Annotated in this window: 21 protein-coding genes; 5 read left to right on the top strand and 16 right to left on the bottom strand. The window is 71.0% G+C overall.

Translation table 11 applies throughout. From position 1 onward, the window contains the following. The first annotated feature begins 112 nt into the window (after positions 1–112). A complete protein-coding gene (locus ACIQ5Y_RS19180) occupies positions 113–364 on the top strand; it encodes an EF-hand domain-containing protein (RefSeq protein ID WP_403881356.1) in 252 nt (83 codons plus the stop codon). An 18-nt stretch (positions 365–382) separates the two neighbouring features. On the opposite strand, the gene ACIQ5Y_RS19175 is transcribed toward ACIQ5Y_RS19180, so the two are convergent. Further along, entirely contained in the window at positions 383–991 is a 609-nt protein-coding gene (locus ACIQ5Y_RS19175; protein WP_403881354.1) for a TetR/AcrR family transcriptional regulator, read from the bottom strand. Positions 992–1,104: 113 nt separating this feature from the next. Here ACIQ5Y_RS19175 and ACIQ5Y_RS19170 point away from each other — a divergent pair, with 113 nt between their 5' ends. Next, entirely contained in the window at positions 1,105–1,665 is a 561-nt protein-coding gene (locus tag ACIQ5Y_RS19170; RefSeq protein WP_403881351.1) for an RBBP9/YdeN family alpha/beta hydrolase, read from the top strand. 14 nt (positions 1,666–1,679) lie between these two features. Here ACIQ5Y_RS19170 and pyk read toward each other — a convergent pair whose 3' ends face one another. Together pyk and ACIQ5Y_RS19160 are read right to left on the bottom strand one after the other, a co-directional pair. Further along, positions 1,680–3,107 carry a pyruvate kinase gene (gene pyk / locus ACIQ5Y_RS19165; RefSeq protein ID WP_403881348.1) on the bottom strand — a complete coding sequence of 476 codons (1,428 nt, stop codon included), beginning with the start codon at positions 3,105–3,107 and terminating at the stop codon, positions 1,680–1,682. A 158-nt stretch (positions 3,108–3,265) separates the two neighbouring features. Then, positions 3,266–3,967: an SIMPL domain-containing protein gene (locus ACIQ5Y_RS19160; RefSeq protein ID WP_403881345.1), complete on the bottom strand. Its 702-nt coding sequence runs from the start codon at positions 3,965–3,967 to the stop codon at positions 3,266–3,268. Positions 3,968–4,095: 128 nt separating this feature from the next. On the opposite strand from ACIQ5Y_RS19160, the gene ACIQ5Y_RS19155 reads away from it, so the two are divergent. Further along, entirely contained in the window at positions 4,096–5,904 is a 1,809-nt protein-coding gene (locus ACIQ5Y_RS19155) for a bifunctional metallophosphatase/5'-nucleotidase (RefSeq protein ID WP_403881480.1), read from the top strand. 61 nt (positions 5,905–5,965) lie between these two features. Here ACIQ5Y_RS19155 and ACIQ5Y_RS19150 read toward each other — a convergent pair whose 3' ends face one another. The 8 genes from ACIQ5Y_RS19150 to ACIQ5Y_RS19115 all read right to left on the bottom strand — a co-directional run bounded on the left by ACIQ5Y_RS19150 (position 5,966) and on the right by ACIQ5Y_RS19115 (position 17,043). Continuing rightward, positions 5,966–7,444: a hypothetical protein gene (locus tag ACIQ5Y_RS19150; RefSeq protein ID WP_403881343.1), complete on the bottom strand. Its 1,479-nt coding sequence runs from the start codon at positions 7,442–7,444 to the stop codon at positions 5,966–5,968. A gap of 39 nt (positions 7,445–7,483) precedes the next feature. Then, positions 7,484–8,893: a lysine N(6)-hydroxylase/L-ornithine N(5)-oxygenase family protein gene (locus ACIQ5Y_RS19145; RefSeq protein WP_403881341.1), complete on the bottom strand. Its 1,410-nt coding sequence runs from the start codon at positions 8,891–8,893 to the stop codon at positions 7,484–7,486. Continuing rightward, positions 8,890–10,308 carry a pyridoxal phosphate-dependent decarboxylase family protein gene (locus tag ACIQ5Y_RS19140; RefSeq protein ID WP_403881339.1) on the bottom strand — a complete coding sequence of 473 codons (1,419 nt, stop codon included), beginning with the start codon at positions 10,306–10,308 and terminating at the stop codon, positions 8,890–8,892. Before ACIQ5Y_RS19140 ends, ACIQ5Y_RS19145 begins: the two co-directional genes overlap by 4 nt. Positions 10,309–10,675: 367 nt before the next feature. Then, entirely contained in the window at positions 10,676–13,231 is a 2,556-nt protein-coding gene (pepN, locus tag ACIQ5Y_RS19135) for an aminopeptidase N (protein WP_403881336.1), read from the bottom strand. Between the two features lie 86 nt (positions 13,232–13,317). Beyond that, positions 13,318–13,635: a chorismate mutase gene (locus tag ACIQ5Y_RS19130; protein WP_384746536.1), complete on the bottom strand. Its 318-nt coding sequence runs from the start codon at positions 13,633–13,635 to the stop codon at positions 13,318–13,320. A gap of 76 nt (positions 13,636–13,711) precedes the next feature. Further along, a complete protein-coding gene (locus tag ACIQ5Y_RS19125; protein WP_403881333.1) occupies positions 13,712–14,869 on the bottom strand; it encodes a sensor histidine kinase in 1,158 nt (385 codons plus the stop codon). A gap of 535 nt (positions 14,870–15,404) precedes the next feature. After that, positions 15,405–16,058 carry a response regulator gene (locus ACIQ5Y_RS19120; protein ID WP_403881330.1) on the bottom strand — a complete coding sequence of 218 codons (654 nt, stop codon included), beginning with the start codon at positions 16,056–16,058 and terminating at the stop codon, positions 15,405–15,407. 166 nt (positions 16,059–16,224) lie between these two features. After that, positions 16,225–17,043: a serine protease gene (locus ACIQ5Y_RS19115; RefSeq protein ID WP_403881327.1), complete on the bottom strand. Its 819-nt coding sequence runs from the start codon at positions 17,041–17,043 to the stop codon at positions 16,225–16,227. A gap of 107 nt (positions 17,044–17,150) precedes the next feature. Here ACIQ5Y_RS19115 and ACIQ5Y_RS19110 point away from each other — a divergent pair, with 107 nt between their 5' ends. After that, entirely contained in the window at positions 17,151–18,050 is a 900-nt protein-coding gene (locus ACIQ5Y_RS19110) for a hypothetical protein (RefSeq protein ID WP_403881324.1), read from the top strand. Positions 18,051–18,161: 111 nt separating this feature from the next. Then, a complete protein-coding gene (locus ACIQ5Y_RS19105) occupies positions 18,162–18,818 on the top strand; it encodes an HAD family acid phosphatase (protein WP_403881321.1) in 657 nt (218 codons plus the stop codon). Positions 18,819–18,847: 29 nt separating this feature from the next. Here ACIQ5Y_RS19105 and ACIQ5Y_RS19100 read toward each other — a convergent pair whose 3' ends face one another. The 5 genes from ACIQ5Y_RS19100 to hsaA are packed head-to-tail and all read right to left on the bottom strand — an operon-like array spanning position 18,848 to position 23,936. Continuing rightward, entirely contained in the window at positions 18,848–20,527 is a 1,680-nt protein-coding gene (locus ACIQ5Y_RS19100; protein WP_403881318.1) for an FAD-dependent oxidoreductase, read from the bottom strand. Next, entirely contained in the window at positions 20,524–21,027 is a 504-nt protein-coding gene (locus ACIQ5Y_RS19095) for a flavin reductase family protein (protein ID WP_403881316.1), read from the bottom strand. Before ACIQ5Y_RS19095 ends, ACIQ5Y_RS19100 begins: the two co-directional genes overlap by 4 nt. Continuing rightward, positions 21,015–21,908, bottom strand: coding sequence for a VOC family protein (locus ACIQ5Y_RS19090; protein WP_403881313.1), 894 nt, complete (start codon positions 21,906–21,908; stop codon positions 21,015–21,017). Before ACIQ5Y_RS19090 ends, ACIQ5Y_RS19095 begins: the two co-directional genes overlap by 13 nt. 10 nt (positions 21,909–21,918) lie before the next feature. Further along, entirely contained in the window at positions 21,919–22,767 is an 849-nt protein-coding gene (gene hsaD / locus ACIQ5Y_RS19085) for a 4,5:9,10-diseco-3-hydroxy-5,9,17-trioxoandrosta-1(10),2-diene-4-oate hydrolase (RefSeq protein ID WP_403881311.1), read from the bottom strand. Continuing rightward, a complete protein-coding gene (gene hsaA / locus ACIQ5Y_RS19080; protein WP_403881308.1) occupies positions 22,767–23,936 on the bottom strand; it encodes a 3-hydroxy-9,10-secoandrosta-1,3,5(10)-triene-9,17-dione monooxygenase oxygenase subunit in 1,170 nt (389 codons plus the stop codon). Before hsaA ends, hsaD begins: the two co-directional genes overlap by 1 nt. Positions 23,937–23,964 lie beyond the last annotated feature (28 nt).

Below are 23,964 nucleotides of genomic sequence, written 5' to 3'. Positions count from 1 at the left end.
GGGTTCTTCCGGCATGGCTTCGGCGTCGTAGGTGAGTTCGTTCGGCATGGGGGCAGTGCGCACGGGGCTGGAGTTAGGTTGAGGTGAAGGTGGTTCGAGAAGGGGATGTGTGATGAGTGAGAAGGCCCGGAAGTTGTTCGATGCGCTGGATCTGAACCATGACGGGCAGCTGACCCGTCTGGAGGTGATCACGGCGTTGCGGTCGAAGGGGCCGACGTTGGCGGCGCAGGGGGATCTGCCGTTCTGGGCGTTGGGGGATGCGGATGCGTCGTCGGCGTTGTTCGATGCGGCGGATGCGAATGGGGATGAGGTGTTGAGTTTCGAGGAGTTCGAGGCGGTGGTGGACCGTCGGTTCGGTTGGTAGGCCCTGTCCGCCCTGTCCCTACTGGCCGCGGGGGGTGAGGCCGGCGAGGACGGTCCTGACGTGGGCTTCGGCGTCGGTGGGGGTGAGGGGGGCGTGGCCGATGAGGAGGCGGTACCAGAAGGGGCCGAAGATCAGGTCGGTGGCGTGGTCGAGGTCGGTGGTGGTGGGGAGTTCTTCGCGGGTGATGGCGCGGCGGAGGATGTTGGTGACGATTTCGCGGCGGGTGGCGGTCCAGGCGCGGAAGGGTTCGGTGAAGGCGGGGTCGAGTTGGGCTTCGGCCATGAGGCCGGTGAGGGCTTTGGTGCGGATGGGGTCGTCGCCGATGCGGTAGAGGTCGGTGACGAAGGTGGTGAGGTCGCCGGTGAGGGTGCCGGTGTCGGGTTCGGGGACGCGGGTGGCGGTTTCGTGGGCGTAGGCGTCCATGACGAGGGTGGGTTTGGATTTCCACCAGCGGTAGACGGTGCTTTTGGCGACGCCTGCGCGTTTGGCGACGCCTTCGATGGTGAGGGCTCCGTAGCCGTTTTCGACGAGTAGGGCGGTCGTCGCTTCGAGGACGGAGTGGTGGGCGTCTTCGTTGCGGTTGCGTCCGCCCGTTCGGGGTGGGGGGTTCTGGGGAGTGGTTGACACGGGATCACGATAGCCTTAGCTTTAATCGAAACGCTGCGTAGCGTTTCGATTGATGGATGGACTGATGGGTCGGTCGGTGGACCGGCCTCGGGGGGAGAGTCATGAGCAGGATCGTGATCGCGCACGGGTACGGGATGAGCAGTGCGGAGCACTGGTACGGGTCCGTGGCGGAGGAGTTGTCCGGGGAGGGGCACGAGGTGCGGGTGCCGGACTTTCCGGAGCCGTTCGCGCCGGAGGCCGGGGCGTGGCTGAAGGCGCTGCGGGCGGAGACGGAGGGGGCGCCGGCGGGTGAGACGGTGCTGGTGGGTCACAGTCTGGGTGGGGTGAATGTGCTGCGGCTGCTCCAGGAACACGACACGGAGGCCGAGGGGGCTTTCGCGGGGGTGGTGTTCGTGGCGTCGATGAATGCCGAGGTGGGGTATGACGCGTTGGCGCCGTTCTTCTCGCCGGAGTTCGACTGGGCGAGGATCCGTGGGGCGGCGCGGGGGTTCCGGGTGTTGCATGCGGCGGATGACCCGGTGACCGGGGAGGCGACCTCGGAGCACGTCATGCGGTTCGTGACGGAGCTGGGGGCGACGGCGAGGGTGACCGCGTCGGGCGGGCATTTTCCGAGTACGGGGGTGAGCCTGTTGAAGTTGCCCGACGCGGTGCGTCTCATACGTGAGGTGTTGTAGCGGTGGTCGCCGGGTCAGCGGACGGGGTCGCCGATGTGGTGGATGCGGACCATGTTGGTGGAGCCGCTGACGCCGGGGGGTGAGCCGGCGGTGATGACGACGGTGTCTCCGGGGGCGCAGCGGCCGATGCGGAGGAGTTCTTCTTCGACCTGGGCGACCATGGCGTCGGTGGAGTCGACGTGGGGGCCGAGGAAGGTTTCGACGCCCCAGGTGAGGTTGAGCTGGGAGCGGGTGGCGGGGTCGGGGGTGAAGGCGAGGAGGGGGATGGGTGAGCGGTAGCGGGAGAGTCGGCGGACGGTGTCGCCGCTCTGGGTGAAGGCGACGAGGAATTTGGCGTCGAGGAAGTCGCCCATTTCGGCGGCGGCTCGGGCGACGGCTCCGCCTTGGGTGCGGGGCTTGTTGCGGTCGGTGAGGGGCGGGAGTCCCTTGGCGAGGATGTCTTCTTCGGCGGCTTCGACGATGCGGGACATGGTGCGGACGGTTTCGACCGGGTATTTGCCGACGCTGGTTTCGCCGGAGAGCATGACGGCGTCGGTGCCGTCGATGATGGCGTTGGCGACGTCGGAGGCTTCGGCGCGGGTGGGCCGGGAGTTGTCGATCATCGAGTCGAGCATTTGGGTGGCGACGATGACGGGCTTGGCGTTGCGCTTGGCGAGTTTGACGGCGCGCTTCTGGACGATCGGGACCTGTTCCAGGGGCATTTCGACGCCGAGGTCGCCGCGGGCGACCATGATGCCGTCGAAGGCGGCGACGATGTCGTCGATGTTCTCGACGGCCTGGGGCTTTTCGATCTTGGCGATGACGGGGAGGCGGCGGTCTTCCTCGTCCATGATGCGGTGGACGTCTTCGATGTCGCGGCCGGTGCGGACGAAGGAGAGGGCGATGACGTCGGCGCCGATGCGCAGGGCCCAGCGGAGGTCTTCGATGTCCTTGTCGGAGAGGGCGGGGACGGAGACGGCCACGCCGGGGAGGTTGAGGCCCTTGTGGTCGGAGACCATGCCGCCTTCGATGACGGTGGTGTGGACGCGGGGGCCGTCTACTGCGGTGACTTCGAGGGTGACGCGGCCGTCGTCGACGAGGATGCGTTCGCCGGTGGTGACGTCGGTGGCGAGTCCTTTGTAGGTGGTGCCGCAGGTGTGGCGGTCGCCTTCGTGGTCTTCGACGGTGATGGTGAATTCGTCGCCGCGTTCAAGGAGTACGGGGCCTTCGCGGAAGCGGCCGAGGCGGATCTTCGGGCCTTGAAGGTCGGCGAGGATGCCGACGCTGCGGCCGGTCTCGTCGGAGGCCTTGCGTACGCGCTGGTAGCGCTCCTCGTGTTCGGCGTAGGTGCCGTGGCTGAGGTTGAAGCGGGCGATGTCCATTCCGGCTTCGACCAGGGCTTTGATCTGGTCGTATGAGTCGGTCGCGGGGCCCAGGGTACATACGATTTTCGCTCGGCGCATGGGGCGAGCGTATTCCCCTACTTGGGAGTAGGTAATCGCTTCCGGGTGTCCACTCAACAACCTTTGGGCAAAAGGTTGTTGACAATTGTTGAATGTGCATGGGGGTGCTCTGATGAGCACCCCCGGGGCGTGGTTTTCGGTGGTTTCGGAGCTGCGGTTCAGAGCCGTGGCGGGGTCATCGTGAAGCGGGCGTTCACCTGGGCGTAGACGGTCTGGCGCTGGGGTTCGAGGTCGAGGGGCGGGGGGCCGGCGTCTTCGGCGGCACTGAAGGCCATGGTGCGCATTCCGGCTCCGCCGGGGCGGGCCATGGGAGCACCGTTCTCGGCGCCGAGGTCGGCGAGTTCGACGAGGGCGGCGAGGTGGGCGCCGAGGGCTTCGGCGTATTCGCGGGCGCGTTGGACGGCTTCGAGAACGGCTTGGCGGCGGGCTTGGCCGTGGGCGGGCGAGGTGGGGCGCAGGGCCCACCAGGGGCCGTCGACCTGGGTGAGTTCGAGGTCGGCGAGGCGGGTGGTGAGTTCGCCGAGGGTGGTGAAGTCGTTGAGTTCGGCGGTGATGTGGACGCGGCCGTGGTAGGCGCGGATGCGTTCGGCGCGGCCGTGGCGGGTGAGTTCGGGGGTGATGGAGAAGGAGCCGGTTTCGAGTTTTTCGACGGGGTCGCCGTAGCTCTTGATGAGTTCGAGGACGGTGTTGTTGCGTCGGGTGAGGTCTTCGAGGGCGGTGCGTCGGTCGGTGCCGCGGGCGCTGACGGTGATGCCGATGCGGGCGATTTCGGGGTCGACTTCGAGGCGGGCTTCGCCGCGGACTGCTACGCGGGGGACTTCGGGGGTTCCGTAGGGCTGGTGCGATGCGTCCTGGGTCATGGTTTCACTGTCGCACCGCGGCCCGTGGGGGTGTGGTCATCGGATCGAAACCTGGTGGGGGTGTTGCGGCTTGTTACCTGTGGGTCAGAATCTACGCGCGTTGTTCACGCCTCAAAAGGGGAGATGGCATGGCGTTCGACCGCAGGACTTTTCTGGGGACCACGGCTGCGACGGGTGCGGCCGTGGCGTTGGCGGGGGCCACGAGCTCCCCTGCCGCCGCTGCCGAGTCGGCCGGCCCGACGGGTTCGGCCGGTGCGCGTACGTACTCGTTCACGGTGATGGGTACGACCGACTTGCACGGGAATGTCTTCAACTGGGACTACTTCACGGACAAGGAGTTCGACGACAAGGCGCACAACGATGTGGGTCTGGCGAAGATCTCGACGCTGGTGGAGCAGGTGCGGGCGGAGAAGGGGCGCTGCAACACGCTGCTGATCGACGCGGGTGACACGATCCAGGGCACGCAGTTGTCGTACTACTACGCGAAGGTGGATCCGATCACGGCGCGGCGTGGTCCGGTGCACCCGATGGCGCAGGCGATGAACGCGATCGGGTATGACGCGGCGGCGCTGGGGAACCACGAGTTCAATTACGGGATTCCGGTGCTGCGGAAGTTCGAGGAGCAGTGTCGTTTCCCGCTGCTGGGGGCGAACGCGCTGGATGCGAAGACGTTGCGGCCGGCGTTCGCGCCGTACAGCATGCACCGGTTGCGGACTCCGCACGGGCGGGATGTGATGGTGGCGGTGCTGGGGTTGACGAACCCGGGGATCGCGATCTGGGACAAGGCGAACGTGCAGGGGAAGATGACGTTCCCGGGGCTGGAGGAGCAGGCGGCGAAGTACGTGCCGCGGCTGCGTTCGATGGGTGCGGACGTGGTGATCGTGTCGGCGCATTCGGGGTCGAGCGGGACGTCTTCGTACGGTGACCAGTTGCCGTACATCGAGAACGCGGCGGGTCTGGTGGCGGAGCAGGTGCCGGGGATCGACGCGATCCTGGTGGGGCACGCTCACACGGAGATTCCCGAGTACCGGGTGAAGAACAAGGCGACCGGCAAGGACGTGGTGCTGTCGGAACCGCTGAAGTGGGGGCAGCGGCTGACGCTGTTCGACTTCGAGCTGTCGTGGTCGCGGGGTCGCTGGTCGGTGGAGAAGGTCTCGGCGAAGGTGTTGAACTCGAACACCGTCGCGGAGGACCCGAAGATCACCGGGTTGCTGGAGGACGAACACCGCAAGGTCGTGGCGTACGTGAACCAGGTGATCGGTACGTCGACGCAGGCGATGTCGTCGGCGGAGGGCCCGGTGAAGGACGTTCCGATCATCGACCTCATCAACCACGTGCAGGCGGAGACGGTGAAGGCGGCTCTGGCCGGCGGGGAGTTCGCGGCGCTGCCGGTGTTGTCGCAGGCCTCGTGCTTCTCGCGGACCGCCTCGATACCGGCCGGGCAGGTGACGATCAGGGACGCGGCGGGTCTGTATCCGTTCGAGAACACCCTGGAGGCGCGTCTGATGACGGGTGCGCAGCTGAAGGACTACCTGGAGTACTCGGCGAAGTACTACGTGCAGACCGCGCCGGGTGAGGTGGTGGATCCGGCGAAGCTGACCAATGCCGAGGCGACGCCCGACTACAACTACGACGCGGTGTACGGGCTGTCGTACGACATCGACATCGCGCAGCCGAAGGGTTCGCGGATCGTGAACCTGACGTTCGGTGGGAAGCCGTTGGATCCGGCGGCGCAGTTCGTGCTGGCGGTGAACAACTACCGGGCTTCGGGTGGTGGGAACTTCCCGCACGTGCCGGGCGCCCGGCAGTTGTGGGCGAACTCGGACGAGATCCGGAACACGATCATCGGGTGGGTGAAGGCGAAGGGGACGGTGGATCCGGCGCAGTTCGCGTCGGTGGACTGGCGTCTGACGCGGGCCGGTACGCCGGTCTTCTAGCGGCTGGTCGTACCTGTGCGGGGCCGGGGTTCGCTGGGGCGGGCTCCGGCCCCGTGCGGGTTCACGGGGTGGTGTGGACGAGGTGGGCGGGGACGGCGGCGTCGAGGGCGGCGATGAGGTGTTCGCCGTGTGCGACCTGGTGCGGGTGGAGGTGCATTTCGCAGCCGCAGCCGGTGAGGACGATGCGGCCTGGACCTTCGTGGCGCATGAGGGCTATCTCGTCGAAGCGGATGTCGTGTTCGTCGCGGTGGGCGTCGCGGACGACGATGCCCCAGGGGGTGAGGACGTATTCGCCGTGGTGGCGGCGGCGGGTGACTGCTCGGCGCAGTGGGTTCATGCGGTAGCGGGTGCCGGGGGTGGGGGGCCTGCGGCCGTGGGGGTGCCAGCAGTCGGAGTTGGGGAGGGCGGCGCCCTGGGGGGTGCGCAGGTGGAGTTGTCGGGTCTTGTGGGGGACGACGAGCACGGCGTCGTCGAGGGCGCGCTCCAGGTAGGTGCGGACGGCTTGCGGGGTGACGTCGGCGTAGCTCTCGAAGAGGGTGTCGTCGTCGATGTAGGGGATGGCGAAGTGCTCGGCGACGACGGCTCGTTCGAGTGGGCGTCTGCTGCCCCAGACGGATCCGGTTTCGGAGCGGATGTCGTGGACGAGGGTGTCGAGTTCTGCTGGTGTGGGGCCTTTGCGGGTGAGCCGGAGGGTTTCCTGCCAGAGCGTCACGGCGGCTTCCCTGGTCCTGCCGGGGCGGGGGTGGATGACGAGGGCGCGGTCGAGGGTGTCGTGGCCGCGCAGGAACCAGTGGGCGCCGATGTCGGCGGATATGTCGTGCACGGTGCATGCGGCGCGTTCGACGCGGTGGCGCAGGACGAGTTGGGCCATGGTGGCGGCGGCGTCGGAGGGGTGGCAGGCCAGCAGGAGGGAGACGGTGTCGACGGGCCGGTGCTGCCAGGATCCGGGGACGTGGGGGCGTGTGCGGGGAGTGGCCCGGTGGGGTGGTGGGCCTTCGGGCAGGGGCAGGGCGAGGCCTGGGGGCGGGGGGCCGTCGAGGGCCAGGACGGCGTTGCCGCAGGTGAAGCGGGCGGTGGCGTGGGCACGGACCGTTTCGGGGGTGAGGGCCGCGTACATGCCGGGGTGTGCGTGCGTGATCAGGCCGGAGGCGTGGGGGCCGTAGAGGGCGCCCAGGGGTTCGGCCACGTGGTGGACGGGGGTCCGGGCGGCGTGGCCGGAGAGCAGGCCGGTGGCCTGTGAGGTGCGGTGGAGTGGGAGGTCGAAGAGGGCGCGGCAGATGGCGAGCAGGAAGCCGGTGACGTCCTCGGGGGTGCCCTTGGCCGTGAATTCGGTCAGGTCCTCGCGGACGGAGCTGCTGTACGCATGCGGCCGGCTGCCGACCTCGGACATGACGAGGCTTTCGATGACGTGGGTGACGCCGAGGGTGGGGGCGGTTTCGTCCCTGATGCCGGTGCCGAAGGTGAGCTGCGCGGTGAGGGGACCGGGTGTGGGGGCGGGTGTCCACAGGACGGTGACCCCGTCGGCACTGGTTCGCTGCATGTCGGCGACCCTAGTGCCGGGCGGGCGGCCGGGTGGGGGTCAGGGGTGGTCGACGAGCGGGAGCAGTTCGACGGTGGGCCGGGGGCGGGTGTGTTCGCGCTGTTCGAGGCCGAAGGTGGTGAAGGCGGTGCGGGTGGGCTGGGGGTAGGGCTCTTTGCCGGTGAGGGTGTTGAGGATGGCGGCGCTGCGCCAGGCGGCGAGGCCGAGGTCGGGGGCGCCGACGCCGTGGGTGTGGCGTTCGCCGTTCTGGACGAAGATGCTGCCGGTGACGCTGGGGTCGAGGACCATGCGGTGGCGGTCGTCGATGCGGGGGCGGCCTGAGGAGTCCTTGCGCATGTACGGGTCGAGGCCTGCGAGGAGGCTGGTGAGCGGGCGTTCCTTGTAGCCGGTGGCGAGGACGACGGCGTCGGTGGTGAGGCGGGAGCGGCTGCCCTGTTCGATGTGTTCGAGGTGGAGTTCGACCTTGGTGGTGGCGACTCGGCCTGCGGTGCGGACGCTGACTCCGGGGGTGAGGACGGCGTCGGGCCAGCCGCCGTGGAGGGTGCGGCGGTAGAGCTCTTCGTGGATGGCGGCGATGGTGGCGGCGTCGATGCCCTTGTGGAGTTGCCATTGGGCGGGGACGAGGCGGTCGCGTACGGGTTCGGGGAGGGCGTGGAAGTAGCGGGTGTAGTCGGGGGTGAAGTGTTCGAGGCCGAGCTTGGAGTACTCCATGGGGGCGAAGGAGGGGGTGCGGGCGAGCCAGGTGAGGCGTTCGCGGCCGGTGGGGCGGGCGCGGAGGAGGTCGAGGAAGACTTCGGCGCCGGACTGGCCCGATCCGATGACGGTGACGTGGTCGGCGCCGAGGATGCGCTGTCGGTTGTCGAGGTAGTCGGCGGAGTGGATGACGGGGACGGTGGGGGCTTCGGCCAGGGGGCGCAGGGGTTCGGGGACGTAGGGGGCGGTGCCGATGCCGAGGGCGAGGTTGCGGGTGTGGGTGCGGCCGAGGGCTTCGGCTTCGCCGTCGGCGTCGAGTTGGGTGAAGTCGACTTCGAAGAGGTCGCGTTCGGGGTTCCAGCGGACGGCGTCGACCTGGTGGCCGAAGTGGAGTCCGGGGATGCGGCCGGAGACCCAGCGGCAGTAGGCGTCGTATTCGGCGCGCTGGATGTGGAACTGCTCGGCGAAGTAGAAGGGGAAGAGCCGTTCCTTGTGCTTGAGGTAGCTGAGGAAGCTCCAGGGACTGGTGGGGTCGGCGAGGGTGACGAGGTCGGCGAGGAAGGGGACTTGGAGGGTGGCCCCGTCGATGAGGAGTCCGGGGTGCCAGCGGAAGTCGCGGCGCTGGTCGTAGAAGGCGGTGGAGAGTTCGCCGGCTCCGTGGTGCGGGAGGCCGTGGGCGAGGGCGGCGAGGGAGAGGTTGAAGGGTCCGATGCCGATTCCGACGAGGTCGTGGGGTGCATCGAGCTGGGCGGTCATCGGTGGGTGCTGCCTTCCAGGAGGGTGATGAGGGTGTCCAGGTCCCTCGCCGTGGTGTGGGGGTTGAGCAGGGTGGCTTTCAGCCAGAGGCGGCCGTCGGCGTGGGTGCGGCCGAGTACGGCGCGGCCTTCGTGGAGGAGGGTGCGGCGCAGTTCGGCGACGTCCTCGTCGGTGGCGTGGGCGGGCCGGAAGAGGACGGTGCTGATGGTGGGCGGTGCGTGGAGTTCGAAGCCGGGGTGGGCGTCGAGGCGGTCGGCGAGTTGGTGGGCGAGTTCGCAGGTGTGGTCGATGAGGTGGACGAGGCCGTCGCGGCCCAGGGCGCGCAGGGTGGTGGCGATCTTGAGGGCGTCGGGGCGTCGGGTGGTGCGCAGGGAGCGGCCGAGGAGGTCGGGCAGGCCGGCTTCGGTGTCGTCGGTGGCGTTGAGGTAGTCGGCCTGGTGGGCGAGGGGGGCGAGCAGGGCGGTGTCGGGGACGAGGAGGAGTCCTGCGGCGACGGGCTGCCAGCCGAGTTTGTGGAGGTCGACGGTGAGGGAGTGCGCGCGGCCGATTCCGGCGAGTTTGTCGCGGTGGCGGGGGCTGAGGGCGAGCGGTCCTCCGTAGGCGGCGTCGATGTGGAGGTCGGCGCCGTGGCGGTCGCAGAGGTCGGCGATGCGGTGGAGGGGGTCGATGAGTCCGGCGTCGGTGGTGCCGGCGGTGGCGGTGACGAGGGTGGGGCCGGTGGTGGCGGCGAGGGCGTCGGCGAGGTGGTCGGGGTCGAGGGTGCCTGTGGGGGTGGGGACGGCGACGGCGGGTGGGAGGCCGAGGAGCCAGGCGGCGCGGGGGATGGAGTGGTGGGCGTTGGCGCCGTGCAGGACGGTGAGGGCGGGGCCGTGGCGTTCGCGGGCGAGGAGGATCCCCAGCTGGTTGGCTTCGGTGCCGCCGGTGGTGACGAGGGCGTCGGCGCGGGGGGTGTCGTAGAACTCGGCGGCGAGTGTGCGGGTGAGGAGGGCCTCGATCGCGGAGGCGGCGGGGGCCTGGTCCCAGGAGTCGAGGGAGGGGTTGAGGGCGTCGGCGGCGAGGTCGGCGGCGGCCGCGACGGCGAGGGGCGGGCAGTGGAGGTGGGCGACGCAGAGGGGGTCGGCGGGGTCGGCGGCGCCGGCGGTGAGGGTGCGGACGAGGGTGGTGAGGGCTTCGTGGGGGCCGGTTCCCTTGTCGGGCAGTACGTCGCCCGCGCTGCCCGTGTTGCCCAGTGCGGCTTCGACGCGGGCGGTGACGGTGGCGGGGCCGCCGGGTGGGAGGGGGCCGCCGCGGTCCCGGGCGCCGGTGTGGAGGGCGGTGAGGACGGTGTCGAGGAGGGGGCGCAGTGACTCGGCGCCGGTGGCTCCGCCGGCGAGCGGTGGGATTCCGGGTCGGCGGGCGGGTGGCAGCGCGGTCATGTCGGTGTCCTCACGGGAACGGAACGGGGCGGCGGCTGGGGGCCGGCCCTTCGTGGGGGCACGTGGCGCGGGGCGGGGCCGCGGTGGCGGCGGGTGCCCGGTGGGTACAACGATCAGACCCGAATGGGGTAACCGCCGGGGTTTTTCCGGGTTTCGTTTCGACCGGTTCCCTCCCGGGGTGGGGGGCGGTTCGGGGGCCGGGGGTTCGGGGTGGGGCGGGGGTTCGGGGGGCGGGGGTTCGGGGGGGCGGGGGCCGCTGCGCGGAGCTGGTCCCCGCCCCGCCCTTTCTCCGTTTCCCGGGCTCTGCCCGGACCCCGCGCCTCAAACGCCGGCGAGGCTGGGTTTGGCCCGGCGGGGCCGGGTTTGGTCAGGTGCCTCGGACGTGGAGGGCTCGGGACAGGTCGTCCAGTTGGTCGATCAGTTTGCGGCGCAGGAGGGGGACGATGTCCGGGTCCGCCAGGCAGGTGTGGCCGGACTGGAGGTTCGACTCGTCGATGGCGTACACGGGGAAGGCCCAGCGGCCGGCGGCTTCGGCGATGGCGGGGCCTCGGCGGGCTCCGAGGGCCACGGCTTCGGGGTAGAAGCGGGGCACGTAGTCCCGTACGAGGTCGGTCTGTTCGGGCTGCCAGAAGCCCTGGGCGGTGGCGCTGAAGAGGTAGTTGGACAGGGTGTCGTCGTGGAAGAGGCGTTCCCAGGCGGCGGCCTTGGCCTCGGGGTTGGGCAGGGCGGCGCGGCAGCGGGCGGCGCCTTCCTGGCCGGTGGCGCTGGGGTCGGAGGCCAGCGCGGTGTCGATGGCGGATTCGTCGACGGCGCCGAGTACGCAGAGCCGGGCGAGGATGCGCCAGCGCAGCTCGGGGTCGAGTTCGGGTCCCCCGGGGACGGAGTCGTCGGCGAGCCAGGCGGCGATGGTGTCGGGCTGGGTGGCGCTGTCGACGAGGGCGCGTACGGCGGTCAGCCGCAGGCCCGGGTCAGAGCCGTCCTCGGTGCGGCGCAGCAGGTCGCGGGCGATGCCCGTGAGGGTGCCGAGGGCGGCGGTGCGCTCCTCGGGCGGGAGGTAGCGGACGGCGATCTGGGTGCGGGCGAAGGTGAGGACGCCCTGGACGATGGCGAGGTCGTGTTCCTGGGGCAGGTGTGCCTCGGCGGTGGTGAGGTAGTCCTGCGGGTCGAGTTCGCCGTCGCGGACCATGTCGCGCAGGGAGTTCCAGACGACGGCGCGGGTGAGCGGGCCGGGGATGCCGGAGAGGCCGCGCAGGACGGTTTCGACGGAGGTCTCGTCGAGGCGGACCTTGGCGTAGGTGAGGTCCTCGTCGTTGACGACGAGGAGTGCGGGGCGCGGGCCGCTGACGGAGAGGACCTCGTCGGAGGGGACGTCGAGGTGGAGGAGTTCGGTGCGTTCGAGGACGTGGCCGTGGACGGGGTCGCGGTCGTAGATGCCGACGGCGACGCGGTGGGGGCGGCTGCCGTGGCGGTCGAGGGTGAGGGTCCAGCCCGTGGGGCCGTCGGTGGCGCCGGGGTCCTGCTCGATCTGGGGGGTGAGGGTGTCGATGCCGGTGGTGCGCAGCCAGATGTCGGCCCAGGCGTGGACGTCGCGTTCGGTGTGGGCGGCGAGGGAGTCGACGAAGTCGGCGAGGGAGGCGTTGGCGAACTTGTGGCGGGCGAAGTGGGTGTTGATGCCGGCGAGGAAGTCCTTCTCACCCAGCCAGGCGACGAGTTGGCGCAGGGCGGAGGCGCCCTTGGCGTAGGAGATGCCGTCGAAGTTGAGGAGGGCGGAGGCGGTGTCGGGGACGTCGTCGGGGGTGGGGGCGACGGGGTGGGTGGAGGGGCGCTGGTCGGCGTCGTAGCCCCAGGGTTTGCGGGTGACGCCGAATTCGGTCCAGGTGTCGGTGAAGCGGGTGGCTTCGGTGAGGGTCTGGTAGCCCATGTATTCGGCGAAGGACTCGTTGAGCCAGATGTCGTCGAACCAGGCGAGGGTGACGAGGTCGCCGAACCACATGTGGGCCATCTCGTGGGCGATGACCATGGCGCGGGACTGGCGTTCGGTGTCGGTGACGGCGGAGCGGTAGATGAACTCGTCGCGGAAGGTGACGAGTCCGGGGTTCTCCATGGCTCCGGCGTTGAACTCGGGTACGAAGGCCTGGTCGTAGGAGTCGAAGGGGTAGGGCTCGGTGAACTTCTCCTGGTAGCGGTCGAAGCAGGCCTTGGTGATGGACAGGATCTCTTCGGCGTCGGTGTCCAGGTGGGGGGCGAGTGACTGGCGGCAGTGGATCCCGAAGGGCAGTCCGGCGTGCTGGGTGTGGACGCTGTGCCAGGGGCCTGCGGCGACGGCCGCGAGGTAGGTGGAGATGAGGGGGGTGGGGGCGGAGTGCCAGATGCCGGCGGCGGCTGCCCTCTCCGTGTCGCTGCCGTCGCCGTCGCCGTCGCGTTCGCCGGTGCGGGTGGTGATGCCGTTGGCGAGGACCGTCCAGTGGGCGGGGGCGGTGACGGTGAACTCGAAGACGGCCTTGAGGTCGGGCTGGTCGAAGGCGGCGAAGACGCGTTGGACGTCGTCCATGAACATCTGGCTGTAGACGTACGTCTCGCCGTCGGCGGGGTCGGTGAAGCGGTGGAGGCCTTCGCCGGTGCGGGAGTAGCGCATGCGGGTGTCGATGCGCAGCTCGTGGGGGCCTTCGGTGAGGCCGGTGAGGGGGAGGCGGTTGTCCTGGAGCGCGGTGACGGGGAGGGGTTCGCCGTCCAGGAGCGCGGACTTCAGGGTTTCCGGCTTGAGCTCGACGAACGTGTCGCCCGCGGCGCGTGCGGTGAAGCGGATGTGGACGCTGGAGTCGAAGGTCTCGTCGCCGACGGTGAGGTCGAGGGCGACGGCGTAGTGGTGGACGTCGAGGAGTCGGGCTCGGAGTTGCGCTTCGTTGCGCGTCAGTGCGGACATGGGGCCCATGCTGCCGCAGTGGGCAGTCGGACCCCAGTCACCTGCTCGGAAGGCTCTGGCGTCGTTCGGCGTCGTTTGCTTTTGGGCTACGCCTCGTCTTCGCCCGCGGCGATGGTCTCGTGGTGGCGGATGACCTCGGCGATGATGAAGTTGAGGAGCTTCTCGGCGAAGGCGGGGTCCAGTTTGGCGTTCTCGGCGAGCTGGCGGAGCCGGGCGATCTGGGCGGATTCACGGCCCGGGTCGGCCGGGGGCAGCTGGTGGCGGGCCTTGAGGTGGCCGACCTGCTGGGTGCACTTGAAACGCTCGGCGAGCATGTGGACCACGGCCGCGTCGATGTTGTCGATGCTGTCCCGCAGGCGGGCGAGTTCGGCGGCGACGCTCTCGTCGATGGCACTGTTGTTCATGGTCCCCGAGAATACGTGCCGGTGGCGGCCGTGGCCCCGGACAGCCGGTTGGTGAGACGCGGTCGTGATCTTGGGGTCACAGGGGCAGGAGTGCGGTGACGGTCCAGCCGCCTTCCGGGGTGGGGCCGGCGGTGAGGGTGCCGCCGAGGGCTTCGGCGCGTTCGGCCATTCCGGCGAGTCCGTAGCCTCCGCCGCGGGCGTTCTCGGAGAGTCTGGCGGGGTGGCCACCGTCGTCGGCGATCCGTACTTCCAGGCCGCCGGGAACGGTGCGCAGGCCGACGCGGACGGCGGTGGCGGTGGCGGCGTGCTTGCCGGTGTTGGTGAGGGCTTCCAGGACGATGCGGTGGGCGGTGGCGGCGACGTGGCCGGGGATGCGGTTCTCCAGGCCTTCCTCGATGTAGAGGGCCACGGGCGGGCCGGTGGCGGAGAACCGTTCGGTGAGTTCGCGGATGTCCGTGAGGCCGGCGACGGGGGTGGTGGTGGCCGTGTCCGCTCCGGGGGTGTCGTTCTCGCGCAGGACCTTGACGACGCGGCGCATGGAGCCGAGGGCTTCGTCGCCGGCGGTCTCGATGCGGCCGAAGATCTCGGCGGCTCGTTCGGCGGAGACCTTGGTGAAGCGGGCGGCCCGGGCCTCGACGACGATGCCGGTGACGTGGTGGGCGACGAGGTCGTGGAGCTCGCGGGCGAGCTCCAGGCGTTCGGCGGTGCGGACGGCCTGTAGGTCGCGCAGGCGCTGGACGGACTGGAGGCGCAGGAGGAGCGAGTACGTGCTGATGACGACGGTCAGGACGGAGAAGAGGAGGGTGAAGCGGCCGGGGTCGGTGTCCCGTACGGGTACGGCCATGCAGCCGAGGCCGAGGAGGGGTCCGAGGACGGCGGCGGTGCGGGCGGGGGCGCGGCGCAGGACCTGGGAGAGGAGGACGAGGAGGGCGAGGGCCTCGCCGCCGCCCCAGACGACGAGGGGGTGGTTGCCGAACATCAGGGCGAGGGTGGCGGTCCAGGTGACGGCGGCGGCGAACCAGGCGCGGGTGAGGAGGGGGATGCGGGGCCAGGGCGCGGCGCTGAGGCAGACGAGGATGCCGGACACCCAGACGGTGGCGTGCGGGAGGCTGGGCTGGCGGGCGAGGACGACGCCTTCGAAGGTGACGAGGGCGAGGAGGACGAGGGAGAGGGTGAGGCGGGCCAGGTCGGCGGCGTGGGGGTGGCGGCGGGCCCAGCCGCTGAGGGGGCTCACCCGTCGCCCCCTGCCCCTGGGACTCCGTCCCGGACCTGGCACGTGGAGGCGGGCGCGCGGCCGGCCCCGGCGGGGGTAAGGGTTCCCGTGCGGGTGGGCGGGGACGGGTACGGGGCGGCTGCGCCGGGGCCTTCCGGGGCGCTGCCCCCGACCCTGCGGGTCGAGCGCCGGGCGGGCTGGGTGTGGCCGGCGTCGGCGGGCTCGCGCGCGGCGAAGATCGGGGCTGCGCCCCGGGCTCCGCGCCTCAAGGGCCGGTGGGGCTGGATGTGACTGATGTCGCCTGCCTGGCGCGCCTCAGGGATCGGGGCTCCGCCCCGGACCCCGCTCCTCAAACGCCGGAGGGGCTGGTTTTCGCCCGGCATCCCCGGAATGCCGGGCGGGGCCGGGAGAAGGAGGATGGGGCCCGGCCGTGCCGGGAGCTCGGGCTGAGGCGGCGCGAGGGGGACGGGGGTCGGGCGCGTTCCTCGGCGCGACGGGTTCCGGGTGCGGGGGTCCGGGTTTGCCGGTGGGGGTGCGGCTCGGGCCGCGGACGGCGTCACGCCGTGGTGGCGGCCAGGCCGCTTTCCCAGGCCCAGGCGGCGATTTCCACCCGGTTGCGGGCGTCGAGTTTGGCCTGGACGTTGGCGAGGTGGGTTTTGACGGTGGAGAGGGAGACGTAGAGCTCCGCGGCGATCTCCGCGTTGGTCAGGCCGCGGGCGAGGCAGCGTACGACCTCGCGTTCCCGTTCGGTGAGTGGTTCCGCGGGGCGGCGGGCCTGGCCCGCGGGGGTGTGGGGGGCCAGTTCCCGCAGGAGGCGGACGGTGATGGCGGGTGAGACCAGGGAGTCGCCGACGGCTGCCGCGCGGACCGCTTCAACCAGCATGGCCGGGCTCGCGTCTTTCAGGAGGAAGCCGGATGCTCCGCCGTGGAGCGCCGCGTGGACGTATTCGTCGAGGTCGAAGGTGGTGACGATGACGATGCGTGGCCGGTCGCGGCCGGAGAGGCGTCGGGTGACTTCGAGGCCGTCGAGTTTCGGCATGCGGATGTCGAGGAGGAGGACGTCCGGCTGGTGTTCCTCGACGGCGGCCAGGGCGGCCTCTCCGTCGACGACGTCGGCGAGGACCTCGATGTCGGTCTGGCTTTCGAGGATCATCCGGAAGCCGGTCCTGACCATTTCCTGGTCGTCCGCGATGACCACTCTGATCGTCATACGCTGCCTGCCCCACTGTCGCCCGCTGCCGCCGGATCCGCCGGCTTCGGCGGATCCTCCCCATGGGACCGGTGCGGGCGGCGGGCCGCAAGCGCACGGGGCCGGGTGTGCGGGGCTTCGTCCTTCCGGCCGAACGGGAACGGGCCGGAAGGACGAAGGGTGCCTGCTAGAGGGTGGCCGCCGCGGCCTTGATGTCCGCCGCGAAGGTGGAGACCTCGGTGTAGACGCCGGGGTAGTCGGGGCGGGCGCAGCCTTCGCCCCAGCTGACGATGCCGACCTGGATCCAGGCGTTGGTGTTGTCTCGGCGGAACATGGGGCCGCCGGAGTCGCCCTGGCAGGTGTCGACGCCTCCCTGGTCGAAGCCGGCGCAGATCTCCTCGCCGGGGACGAGGGAGCTGCCGTACGCGGCCTGGCAGGCGGCGTCGGAGACGAAGGGGACGGTGGCCTTCATGAGGTAGCGCTGCTGGGCGCCGCCTTCGCGGGTGGCGCCCCAGCCCGCGACGGTGAAGGTGCCGTTGTCGAAGGTCTTCGTCTCGGCGATCTTGAGGGTGGGCAGGTTGATGGGTTTCGCGAGCTTGATGAGGGCCCAGTCCTTGCCCTGGCCGTTGTAGCCGGGGGCCTGGAGGACCTTGGTGGATTTGACCTTGATGGCGCTGGAGCTGCGCAGGTCGACGACGCCGGCGGTGGCGGTGATGGTGGTGTTGTTGCCGGAGCCGTCGACGCAGTGGGCGGCGGTGAGGACGATCTGCTGGGTGTAGAGGGCTCCGCCGCAGCCCATGGAGAGGCGGACCATGAAGGGGAATTCGCCTTGTGCGGCGCGGGTGCCGCCGACGACGGGGGTCGGGGAGGCGGTGGCGGCGCCGGGCTGGAGGCTGACGGCCGCGAGGGCGACCGCGCCGACGGCGAGGGTGCGCTTGATGAGTCGCGCGAGGGTGGTCACAGTCGACACACTGCCTTTCGTGGGGGGTTGGGCGGTGCGGGCCATCAAAGAGATGACGGGGCCATGACACACCTGGGGGCCGGTGGGCATCAAGAACGGGATTTCGGCCAATTGCGGGCGGGCGCCGGAGGGATTGCGGCGGGGGGTGCCCGATGACGCACGACGGGAGGCCGGGCGGCCCGGTCGAGCACGGATTTCCGCACCTGCCCGTGGTGCGCGCCTCGATCACCGCACTGTTCCGGCGGCTGTCGGCCGACGGGATCCGCGCCTACGCGACGAGCTTCTCCCCCGCCGACGCGGCCTTCGGCGCCTCCGACGACCTGTACCTCGGCGCCCAGCGGGTGGCCTCGGCGATGGTGCGCGCGCTGGGGTTGCCGGACGCGCGCATGGTGGTGAGCTTCCGGCCGATGCAGGACGCGGCGACGGTGGAACTGGCGGCCGGGCCCGAGTACTTCGTGGAGGTCAACGACCGCTTCCGCACGCACCGGCGGGACTTGGCGGCGGCGCTCTCCCACGAGGTGGCGCACGTGCTGCTGCACCGCCTGGGCCTGCGCTTCGCGGACACCGCGCGGAACGAGATCCTCACCGACACCACAGCCGCCTACCTCGGGGCCGGCTGGCTGCTGCTGGACGCCTACCGGGAGGACGCGCTGACCCGCCAGCGGTTCGGCTACCTCACGCCGGAGGAGTTCGGGTTCGTCCTGGCCAAGAGGGCCGCCCTGTTCGGCGAGGACCCCTCGTCGTGGTTCACCAGCCCGCAGGCGTACGAGGCGTACGTGCGCGGCCGCGCCGTGGCCGAGCGGGACCGCCGCCGGGCTCCGCTGGCCGCGGCGGGGCCGGTGGCCCGGCTGCGTTACGCCAAGGACCGCCGCGCCGGGGCGGCTTCGGCGCCGGGCGCGGGGGCGGCGTACCGCTTCGAGGGGGAGGACGGGGGTCCGCTGCGGGTGAGCTTCCCGTGCCCGGTCTGCGAGCAGCGGGTACGGGTGCCGGTGCGGGGGCGGCTCAGAGCGCGGTGCGGGCTGTGCCGCACGGTGCTGGACTGCGAGACGTAGCCCTTCACCCGGCGGCCACGAAAAGTTTCCTACCGACCAGTAGACATGGAGCGGGATCTGGCCAAGGCTGGGCGCGTACATGCCAATTTGTGATCGAGGAGCGTCCCCCACATGCGCAGCACCCGTACCGCCGCCACCACCGCCGCTCTGGCCGCGGCCGCCGCCGCCCTGACCCTGGTTCCGGCCGGCGCCGCCCAGGCCGCGCCCGCGCCCGCCGCGGTGACGAGCCGTACCGCGTCCGCGCCCGGCGGGAACGCGGCGATCCTCGGCATCGACTACGCCACCTGGCAGCGCGACGTGGCGGGTGTCATCGACGCGGTCCGCCCCGCGATCGAGCAGCGCATCGCGGCCTCCCCGGCCGGCGAGAAGCCCGCGATCGTCCTCGACATCGACAACAGCTCGCTGGAGACGGACTTCCACTGGTTCTGGACGTTCCCGACCCCGGCGATCGCCAAGGTCCGCGAGCTGACCCGGTACGCGAACGACCGCGGGGTGGCCATCTTCTTCGTCACCGCCCGCCCGGGGATCGTCCACTCCCTCACCGAGCGCAACCTGCGCGCCGTCGGCTACCCCGTGTCGGGTCTCTACGTCCGTGACCTGCCCGACCTGTTCGACGAGGTCAGCGCCTACAAGACGGGCAAGCGCGCGGAGATCGAGGCGCGCGGCTACACGATCATCGCCAACATCGGCAACAACACGAGCGACCTCGTCGGCGGGCACGCCGAACTCACCGTCAAGCTCCCGGACTACGGCGGCAAGCTGTCCTAGTCCTGCCGCCGTGCCCGGCCCGCCCGGCCTCAGCGGGCCGGGTCCGGCCGCTCCCCCGCGATGGTGTTGACCGCCGCCCAGCCGAAGGCCATGGCGGGGCCGATCGTCGCGCCGGGGCCGGGGTAGGTCTCCCCCATCACCGCCGCCGAGCAGTTCCCGGAGGCGTAGAGGCCGGCGATCACCGTGCCGTCCTCGTGGAGCACCCGGCCGTCCCCGTCGGTGACCAGGCCGCCCTTGGTGCCGATGTCCCCGGGGTGGACGGGGACCGCGTAGAAGGGGCCCTTGTCGATCGGTGCCAGGTTCGGGTTCGGCAGGGTCGGGTCGCCGTAGTAGCGGTCGTAGACGCTGCCGCCCCGCCCGAAGTCCTCGTCGAGGCCCTGCTCGGCGAAGCCGTTGAAGCGGCGGATCGCGGCGGGCAGTGCGGGCGCCGAGATCTGCCGGGCCAGCTCCTCCACGCTGTCGGCCCGCTTCAGGAAGCCGCTCTCCAACCACTTCTTGGGGAAGGGCTGGCCGGGGAAGAGGCCGGCGAAGATGTACCGGGCCTTGGAGCGGGCGTCGAGGATCAGCCAGGAGGGCACGGTCCGGGCCTCGGGGCGGTCGGCGGCGTACATGCGGTCCACGAACGCGTGGTACGGCGCGGCCTCGTTCGCGTACCGCTCCCCCGCCTCGTTGACGATGACCATGCCCGGGATGCCCCGGTCGGCGACGAGGAAGAACGGCTTCTCACCGGGCGGGCACACCGAGGGCGCGCCCCACACCTTGTCGAGCAGGTCGGTGGCGGCGCCCAGTTCCTCGCCGAGCCGCAGCGCGTCACCGGTCTGGCCTTCGGAGGCGTGCGTCCAGGCCGTGGAGGTGGGGTGCGGCAGGTGCTTGTCGCGCAGCTGCTGGTCGTGCGAGAACCCGCCGGAGGCCAGCACCACCCCTCCCCGGGCCCGTACGGTCACCTCGCGCCCGTCCCGGGTGACCCGTACGCCCGTCACCCGGCCCGACGCGTCGGTGACCAGGCCGGTCAGCGGCGCCGACAGCCACAGCTCGCCGCCGAGCCGGTGCAGGGACAGCCGCATGCGGGCGACCAGGGCCTCGCCGAGGGAGAGCAGGCTGCGGCCGGTGATCAGGGCCTTCACCGCCCGCGCCCCGACCTTGAGGGACACCTTCTTGCCCGCCCAGGTGCGGCTGACCATGTTCAGGAAGCGGAAGTCGTACGAGGTCATGGTCAGCCCGTACGTGGGCAGGCCCGCCCGGCGCATGTCGTGGCGCAGCGCGCCCAGCTGCTTGAAGTCGACGATGCACGGCTCGATGGAGCGGCCCTGCGCCATGCCGCCCTGGGCTTCGGGGAAGTAGTCCGAGTAGCCGGGGGTGTACATGAAGCGGATCGCGGTGCGGTCGTGGAACTCCTTGACCATGCGCGGCCCGTGGGCGAGGTAGGCCTCCTTGCGGGCGTCGGGGACGCGGTCTGCGACGGTGGCGTCGAGGTAGGCGCGGGCCTTGTCGTGGGTGTCGGCGAGGCCGGCCCGGTCGAGGTGGAAGTTGCCGGGGACCCAGATCGCGCCGCCGGACAGGGCGGTGGAACCGCCGTACTTGTCGGTCTTCTCGACGACGAGGGCGCTCAGGCCGCGCAGCCGGGCGGTGACGGCGGCGGCGAGGCCGGCCGCGCCGGATCCCACCACGACCACGTCGTACTCGTGCTCGTACTCGGGCTGGTCGGTCATTCGAAGGCTCCGGTGGCGTAGTCGCTGCGGAAGTAGAGCAGGGGTGATCCGCCTTCGCGGGCGGCCAGTTCGAGGATCCGGGCGGTGACCAGGTAGTGGTCGCCGGCTTCGTGGACCTCTTCGAGGGCGCAGTCGACGGTGGCGAGCGCCCCGGAGATCCGGACGGCACCGTGTTCGGACAGCTCCCACTCGACTCCGTCGAACTTCTCGCCGCCGCGCCGGCCGAGGGCCTGGCACACCTCGCGCTGTTCCTCGGCGAGGATGCTGACCCCGAACCGGCCCGCGGCCCGTACGGCGGGCCAGCTGGAGGAGGACTTGCCCACGCACAGCAGGACGAGCGGCGGTTCCAGGGACAGGGAGGCGAAGGACTGGCAGGCCAGGCCCGCCGGGCGGCCGTCGTCCCCGACGGCCGCGACGACGGTGATCCCGGAGGCGAAGGCACCGAGCACCTCGCGGAAGGAGGCCGGGTCGACCGGGGCGGCTGCGGTCAGCCGTTCCACTGGTGGCCCCAGAAGCTGTCCGCGGTGATCTCCTTCGCCGTCCAGGTGGCGGGGTCGACGATCAGCCCGTCCCAGCCGTATTCGACCTGGAAGCCGCCGGGGGCCTGCGCGTAGAAGGAGACCATGTGGTCGTTGGAGTGCCGGCCGAGGGTGGAGGCGATGGGGATGCCCGCCGCGTTCATCCGGTCCAGGCAGTAGCCGACGTCGTCGAGGCGCTCCAGTTCGACCATGAAGTGGACGATGCCGGGGGGCAGGGCGCCCGGGTAGAGGCCGAGGCTGTGGTGGCGGCGGTTGGGGCTGAGGAAGTGCATCCAGTGGAAGTCCTTGCCGGGGGCGCCGGTGGGGACGGCGACCGGGGGCAGCTTCATCGAGTCGCGCAGCTGGAAGCCGAGGAGGTTCTCGTAGAAGTCGAGGGTGGTCTCGGTGTCGGGGGCCGGGAGGACGACGTGGCCGAGGCCCAGCTCGCCGGTGACGAAGCGGTTGCCGTAGGGGGAGGCGAGCGGGGTGTGGTCCTGGGCCTGGCCCCAGCAGAGCTCCAGCGGGTTTCCGCTGGGGTCCTCGCAGTGGACCAGGCCCTGGACGCGGCGGTCGGCGAGGGTGGCGGCGTCGCCCTCCTTGACGGCGTGTCCGGCGGCCTCCAGTTCGGCGGCGGCGTCCTGAAGGGCGCGCGCGTTCGCGACTTCGAAGCCGGCGGCGAGGAGCCGGTCCTGGGTGCCCGCGACGAACTGGAAGCGGTGGATGCGGTCGTCGATGCGGACGTTCAGCTGTGCGTCCGTGGAGCCCTGGGCCTCGGTCATGCCGAGGACGTCGAGGACGTAGGTGCGCCACGCGGCGAGGTCGGTGGTCTCGATGCGGAGGTATCCGAGTGCGCGGATGTCCATGTGCGGGCTCCTAGTGCAGGAAGAAGGAGGTGGCGAGGGCGTTGAATTCGGCGGCGGCCTCGGTCTGCGCCCAGTGGCCGCAGTGCGGGAAGACGTGGAGGCGGGCGTCGGGGATGGCCTTGAGGGCGACGAAGGCCCCGTCGATCGGGTTGACGCGGTCCTCGCGGCCCCAGGTCAGCAGGACGGGGCAGGTGATGCGGTGGGCCTCGCGCCAGAGCAGGGTGTCCTGGGGCCACGTGGCGAAGGCGGCGCCCATCCGGGCGTTGCCGAGGGCGGCCTCGGGGTCGGTGGCCTGGAGGTAGCGCTCCTCGACGAGTTCGTCGGTGACGATCGCCGGGTCGTACACGAGGGTGGTGAGGAAGGCGCGCATCTGCGCGCGGGTGGGTTCGGGGCTGCCGGAGAACTCGAAGAGCCGCTTGATGCCTTCGGTCGGGTCGGCGGAGAAGAGGTTGAGGGAGATCCCGCCGGGGCCCATGAGCAGGAGCTTGTCGACCTTGGCGGGGTGGTCGAGCGCCATGCGGGTGGCGGTGCCGCCGCCGAGCGAGTTGCCGATGAAGTGGGCCTTTTCGATGCCCAGTTCGTCCATGAGGGCGGCGATGGCGTCGGCGGCGAAGCTGAAGAAGTCCTTGTCGAGCTCGGGCTTGTCGGACTTGCCGAAGCAGGGCTGGTCGACGAGGAGGGTGCGGAACCGCTCGGCGAAGTGGGGCAGGTTGCGGCCGAAGTTGGACCAGGCGGAGGCGCCGGGGCCGCCGCCGTGCAGGAGGATCACGACCGGTCCGTCCGCCGGACCCGCCTCGTGGTAGTGGAGGGTCAGGCCGGCGGCCTTGGCGGTGCGCGAGGTGTTCTCGTAAGTGATCATCACAGCATGGTGTCCTGGATGTCGAGGCCGAGGGCGCCCTGGCCGAACAGGACGAGGGCCCGCTCGGGGTCGTTGGCGGCGTGGCCGCGCCCGGTGTGGACGTCGCGCCAGGCCCGCTGGACCGGGTTCGGGCCGGTGCGCATGGCGCTGCCGCCCGCGTTCTCCATGAGGAGGTCGACGGCGGCGACGCAGCGTTCGGTGGCGAGGACCTGGTCGCGGCGGGCCCGGGTGCGCAGCGGCATCGGAAGTTCCTCGCCGCGCTCGGCGAGGGCGTACAGCTCGGCGATGTTGCGCCGCAGCTGGAGCCAGGAGGCGTCGATGTCGCTCGCGGCGCGGGCGATGCGGACCTGCGCGAAGGGGTCCTCGGCGACCTGCTGGCCGTAGGAGATGCGGAACCGCTCGCGGGTGGCGGCGACGTACGCCTCGTAGGCGCCTTCGGCGATGCCGACGATCGGGGTGGAGATGGTGGTGGTGAAGACGGAGGCGTAGGGGAGCCGGTAGAGGGGCTCGGGGTTGGCCGCGTGGCCGGGGACCTTCAGCGCGGTGACGGGGCCGAAGCTCAGCGCGCGGTGTTCGGGGACGAACACCTGGTCCAGGGTGATGTCGTTGGAGCCGGAGCCGCGCAGGCCGACCGTGTCCCAGACCTCGTCGACGCGGTACTGGGAGCGCGGGACGAGGAAGGTGCGCATGTCCACGGGCCGGCCGTCGGCGTCGGTGACGAGCCCGCCGAGGAGGGCCCAGTCGGCGTGGTCGCAGCCGGAGGAGAAGTGCCAGCGGCCGCTGACGGTGAAGCCTCCGTCGACGGGGGTGACCTTGCCGGTGGGGGCGTAGGAGGAGCAGATGCGGGTGTCGGGGTCGGTGCCCCAGACCTCTTCCTGGGCGCGGGGGTCGTAGAGGGCGACGTGCCAGGGGTGAACGCCGACGACGGAGGCGACCCAGCCGGTGGAGCCGCAGGCCTTGGCGATCTCCTTGACCGCGTCGTAGAAGACGGTGGGGTTCGCGGCGCGGCCTCCGTGGGCCCTGGGCTGGAGGAGGCGGAAGAAGCCGGTGTCGGCGAGCTCCTTGATGCTCGCCTCGGGGACCTTGCGCTGGGCCTCCGCTTCGGCGGCGCGTTCGCGCAGGGCCGGGGCGAGGGCGCGGACTGCGTCGAGGACGTCTTCGTCGCTCATGGTGTCCCTTTCTCAAGGTCGACTTCTC

Origin of the sequence: Streptomyces sp. NPDC096339, assembly GCF_044762985.1 — a bacterium.
Classification (GTDB): Bacteria; Actinomycetota; Actinomycetes; order Streptomycetales; family Streptomycetaceae; genus Streptomyces.
Note: the sequence above shows the minus strand (reverse complement) of the source record. Positions and strands in the feature narration are given on the sequence as shown.

Coding starts and splice junctions, on each gene's coding strand:
- ACIQ5Y_RS19180 (WP_403881356.1), top strand. CDS start 113: ATGAGTGAGAAGGCCCGGAAGTTGTTCGATGCGCTGGATCTGAACCAT.
- pyk (WP_403881348.1), bottom strand. CDS start 3,107: ATGCGCCGAGCGAAAATCGTATGTACCCTGGGCCCCGCGACCGACTCA.
- ACIQ5Y_RS19160 (WP_403881345.1), bottom strand. CDS start 3,967: ATGACCCAGGACGCATCGCACCAGCCCTACGGAACCCCCGAAGTCCCC.
- ACIQ5Y_RS19155 (WP_403881480.1), top strand. CDS start 4,096: ATGGCGTTCGACCGCAGGACTTTTCTGGGGACCACGGCTGCGACGGGT.
- ACIQ5Y_RS19150 (WP_403881343.1), bottom strand. CDS start 7,444: ATGCAGCGAACCAGTGCCGACGGGGTCACCGTCCTGTGGACACCCGCC.
- ACIQ5Y_RS19145 (WP_403881341.1), bottom strand. CDS start 8,893: ATGACCGCCCAGCTCGATGCACCCCACGACCTCGTCGGAATCGGCATC.
- ACIQ5Y_RS19140 (WP_403881339.1), bottom strand. CDS start 10,308: ATGACCGCGCTGCCACCCGCCCGCCGACCCGGAATCCCACCGCTCGCC.
- pepN (WP_403881336.1), bottom strand. CDS start 13,231: ATGTCCGCACTGACGCGCAACGAAGCGCAACTCCGAGCCCGACTCCTC.
- ACIQ5Y_RS19130 (WP_384746536.1), bottom strand. CDS start 13,635: ATGAACAACAGTGCCATCGACGAGAGCGTCGCCGCCGAACTCGCCCGC.
- ACIQ5Y_RS19120 (WP_403881330.1), bottom strand. CDS start 16,058: ATGACGATCAGAGTGGTCATCGCGGACGACCAGGAAATGGTCAGGACC.
- ACIQ5Y_RS19115 (WP_403881327.1), bottom strand. CDS start 17,043: ATGGCCCGCACCGCCCAACCCCCCACGAAAGGCAGTGTGTCGACTGTG.
- ACIQ5Y_RS19110 (WP_403881324.1), top strand. CDS start 17,151: ATGACGCACGACGGGAGGCCGGGCGGCCCGGTCGAGCACGGATTTCCG.
- ACIQ5Y_RS19105 (WP_403881321.1), top strand. CDS start 18,162: ATGCGCAGCACCCGTACCGCCGCCACCACCGCCGCTCTGGCCGCGGCC.
- ACIQ5Y_RS19100 (WP_403881318.1), bottom strand. CDS start 20,527: ATGACCGACCAGCCCGAGTACGAGCACGAGTACGACGTGGTCGTGGTG.
- ACIQ5Y_RS19090 (WP_403881313.1), bottom strand. CDS start 21,908: ATGGACATCCGCGCACTCGGATACCTCCGCATCGAGACCACCGACCTC.
- hsaD (WP_403881311.1), bottom strand. CDS start 22,767: ATGATCACTTACGAGAACACCTCGCGCACCGCCAAGGCCGCCGGCCTG.
- hsaA (WP_403881308.1), bottom strand. CDS start 23,936: ATGAGCGACGAAGACGTCCTCGACGCAGTCCGCGCCCTCGCCCCGGCC.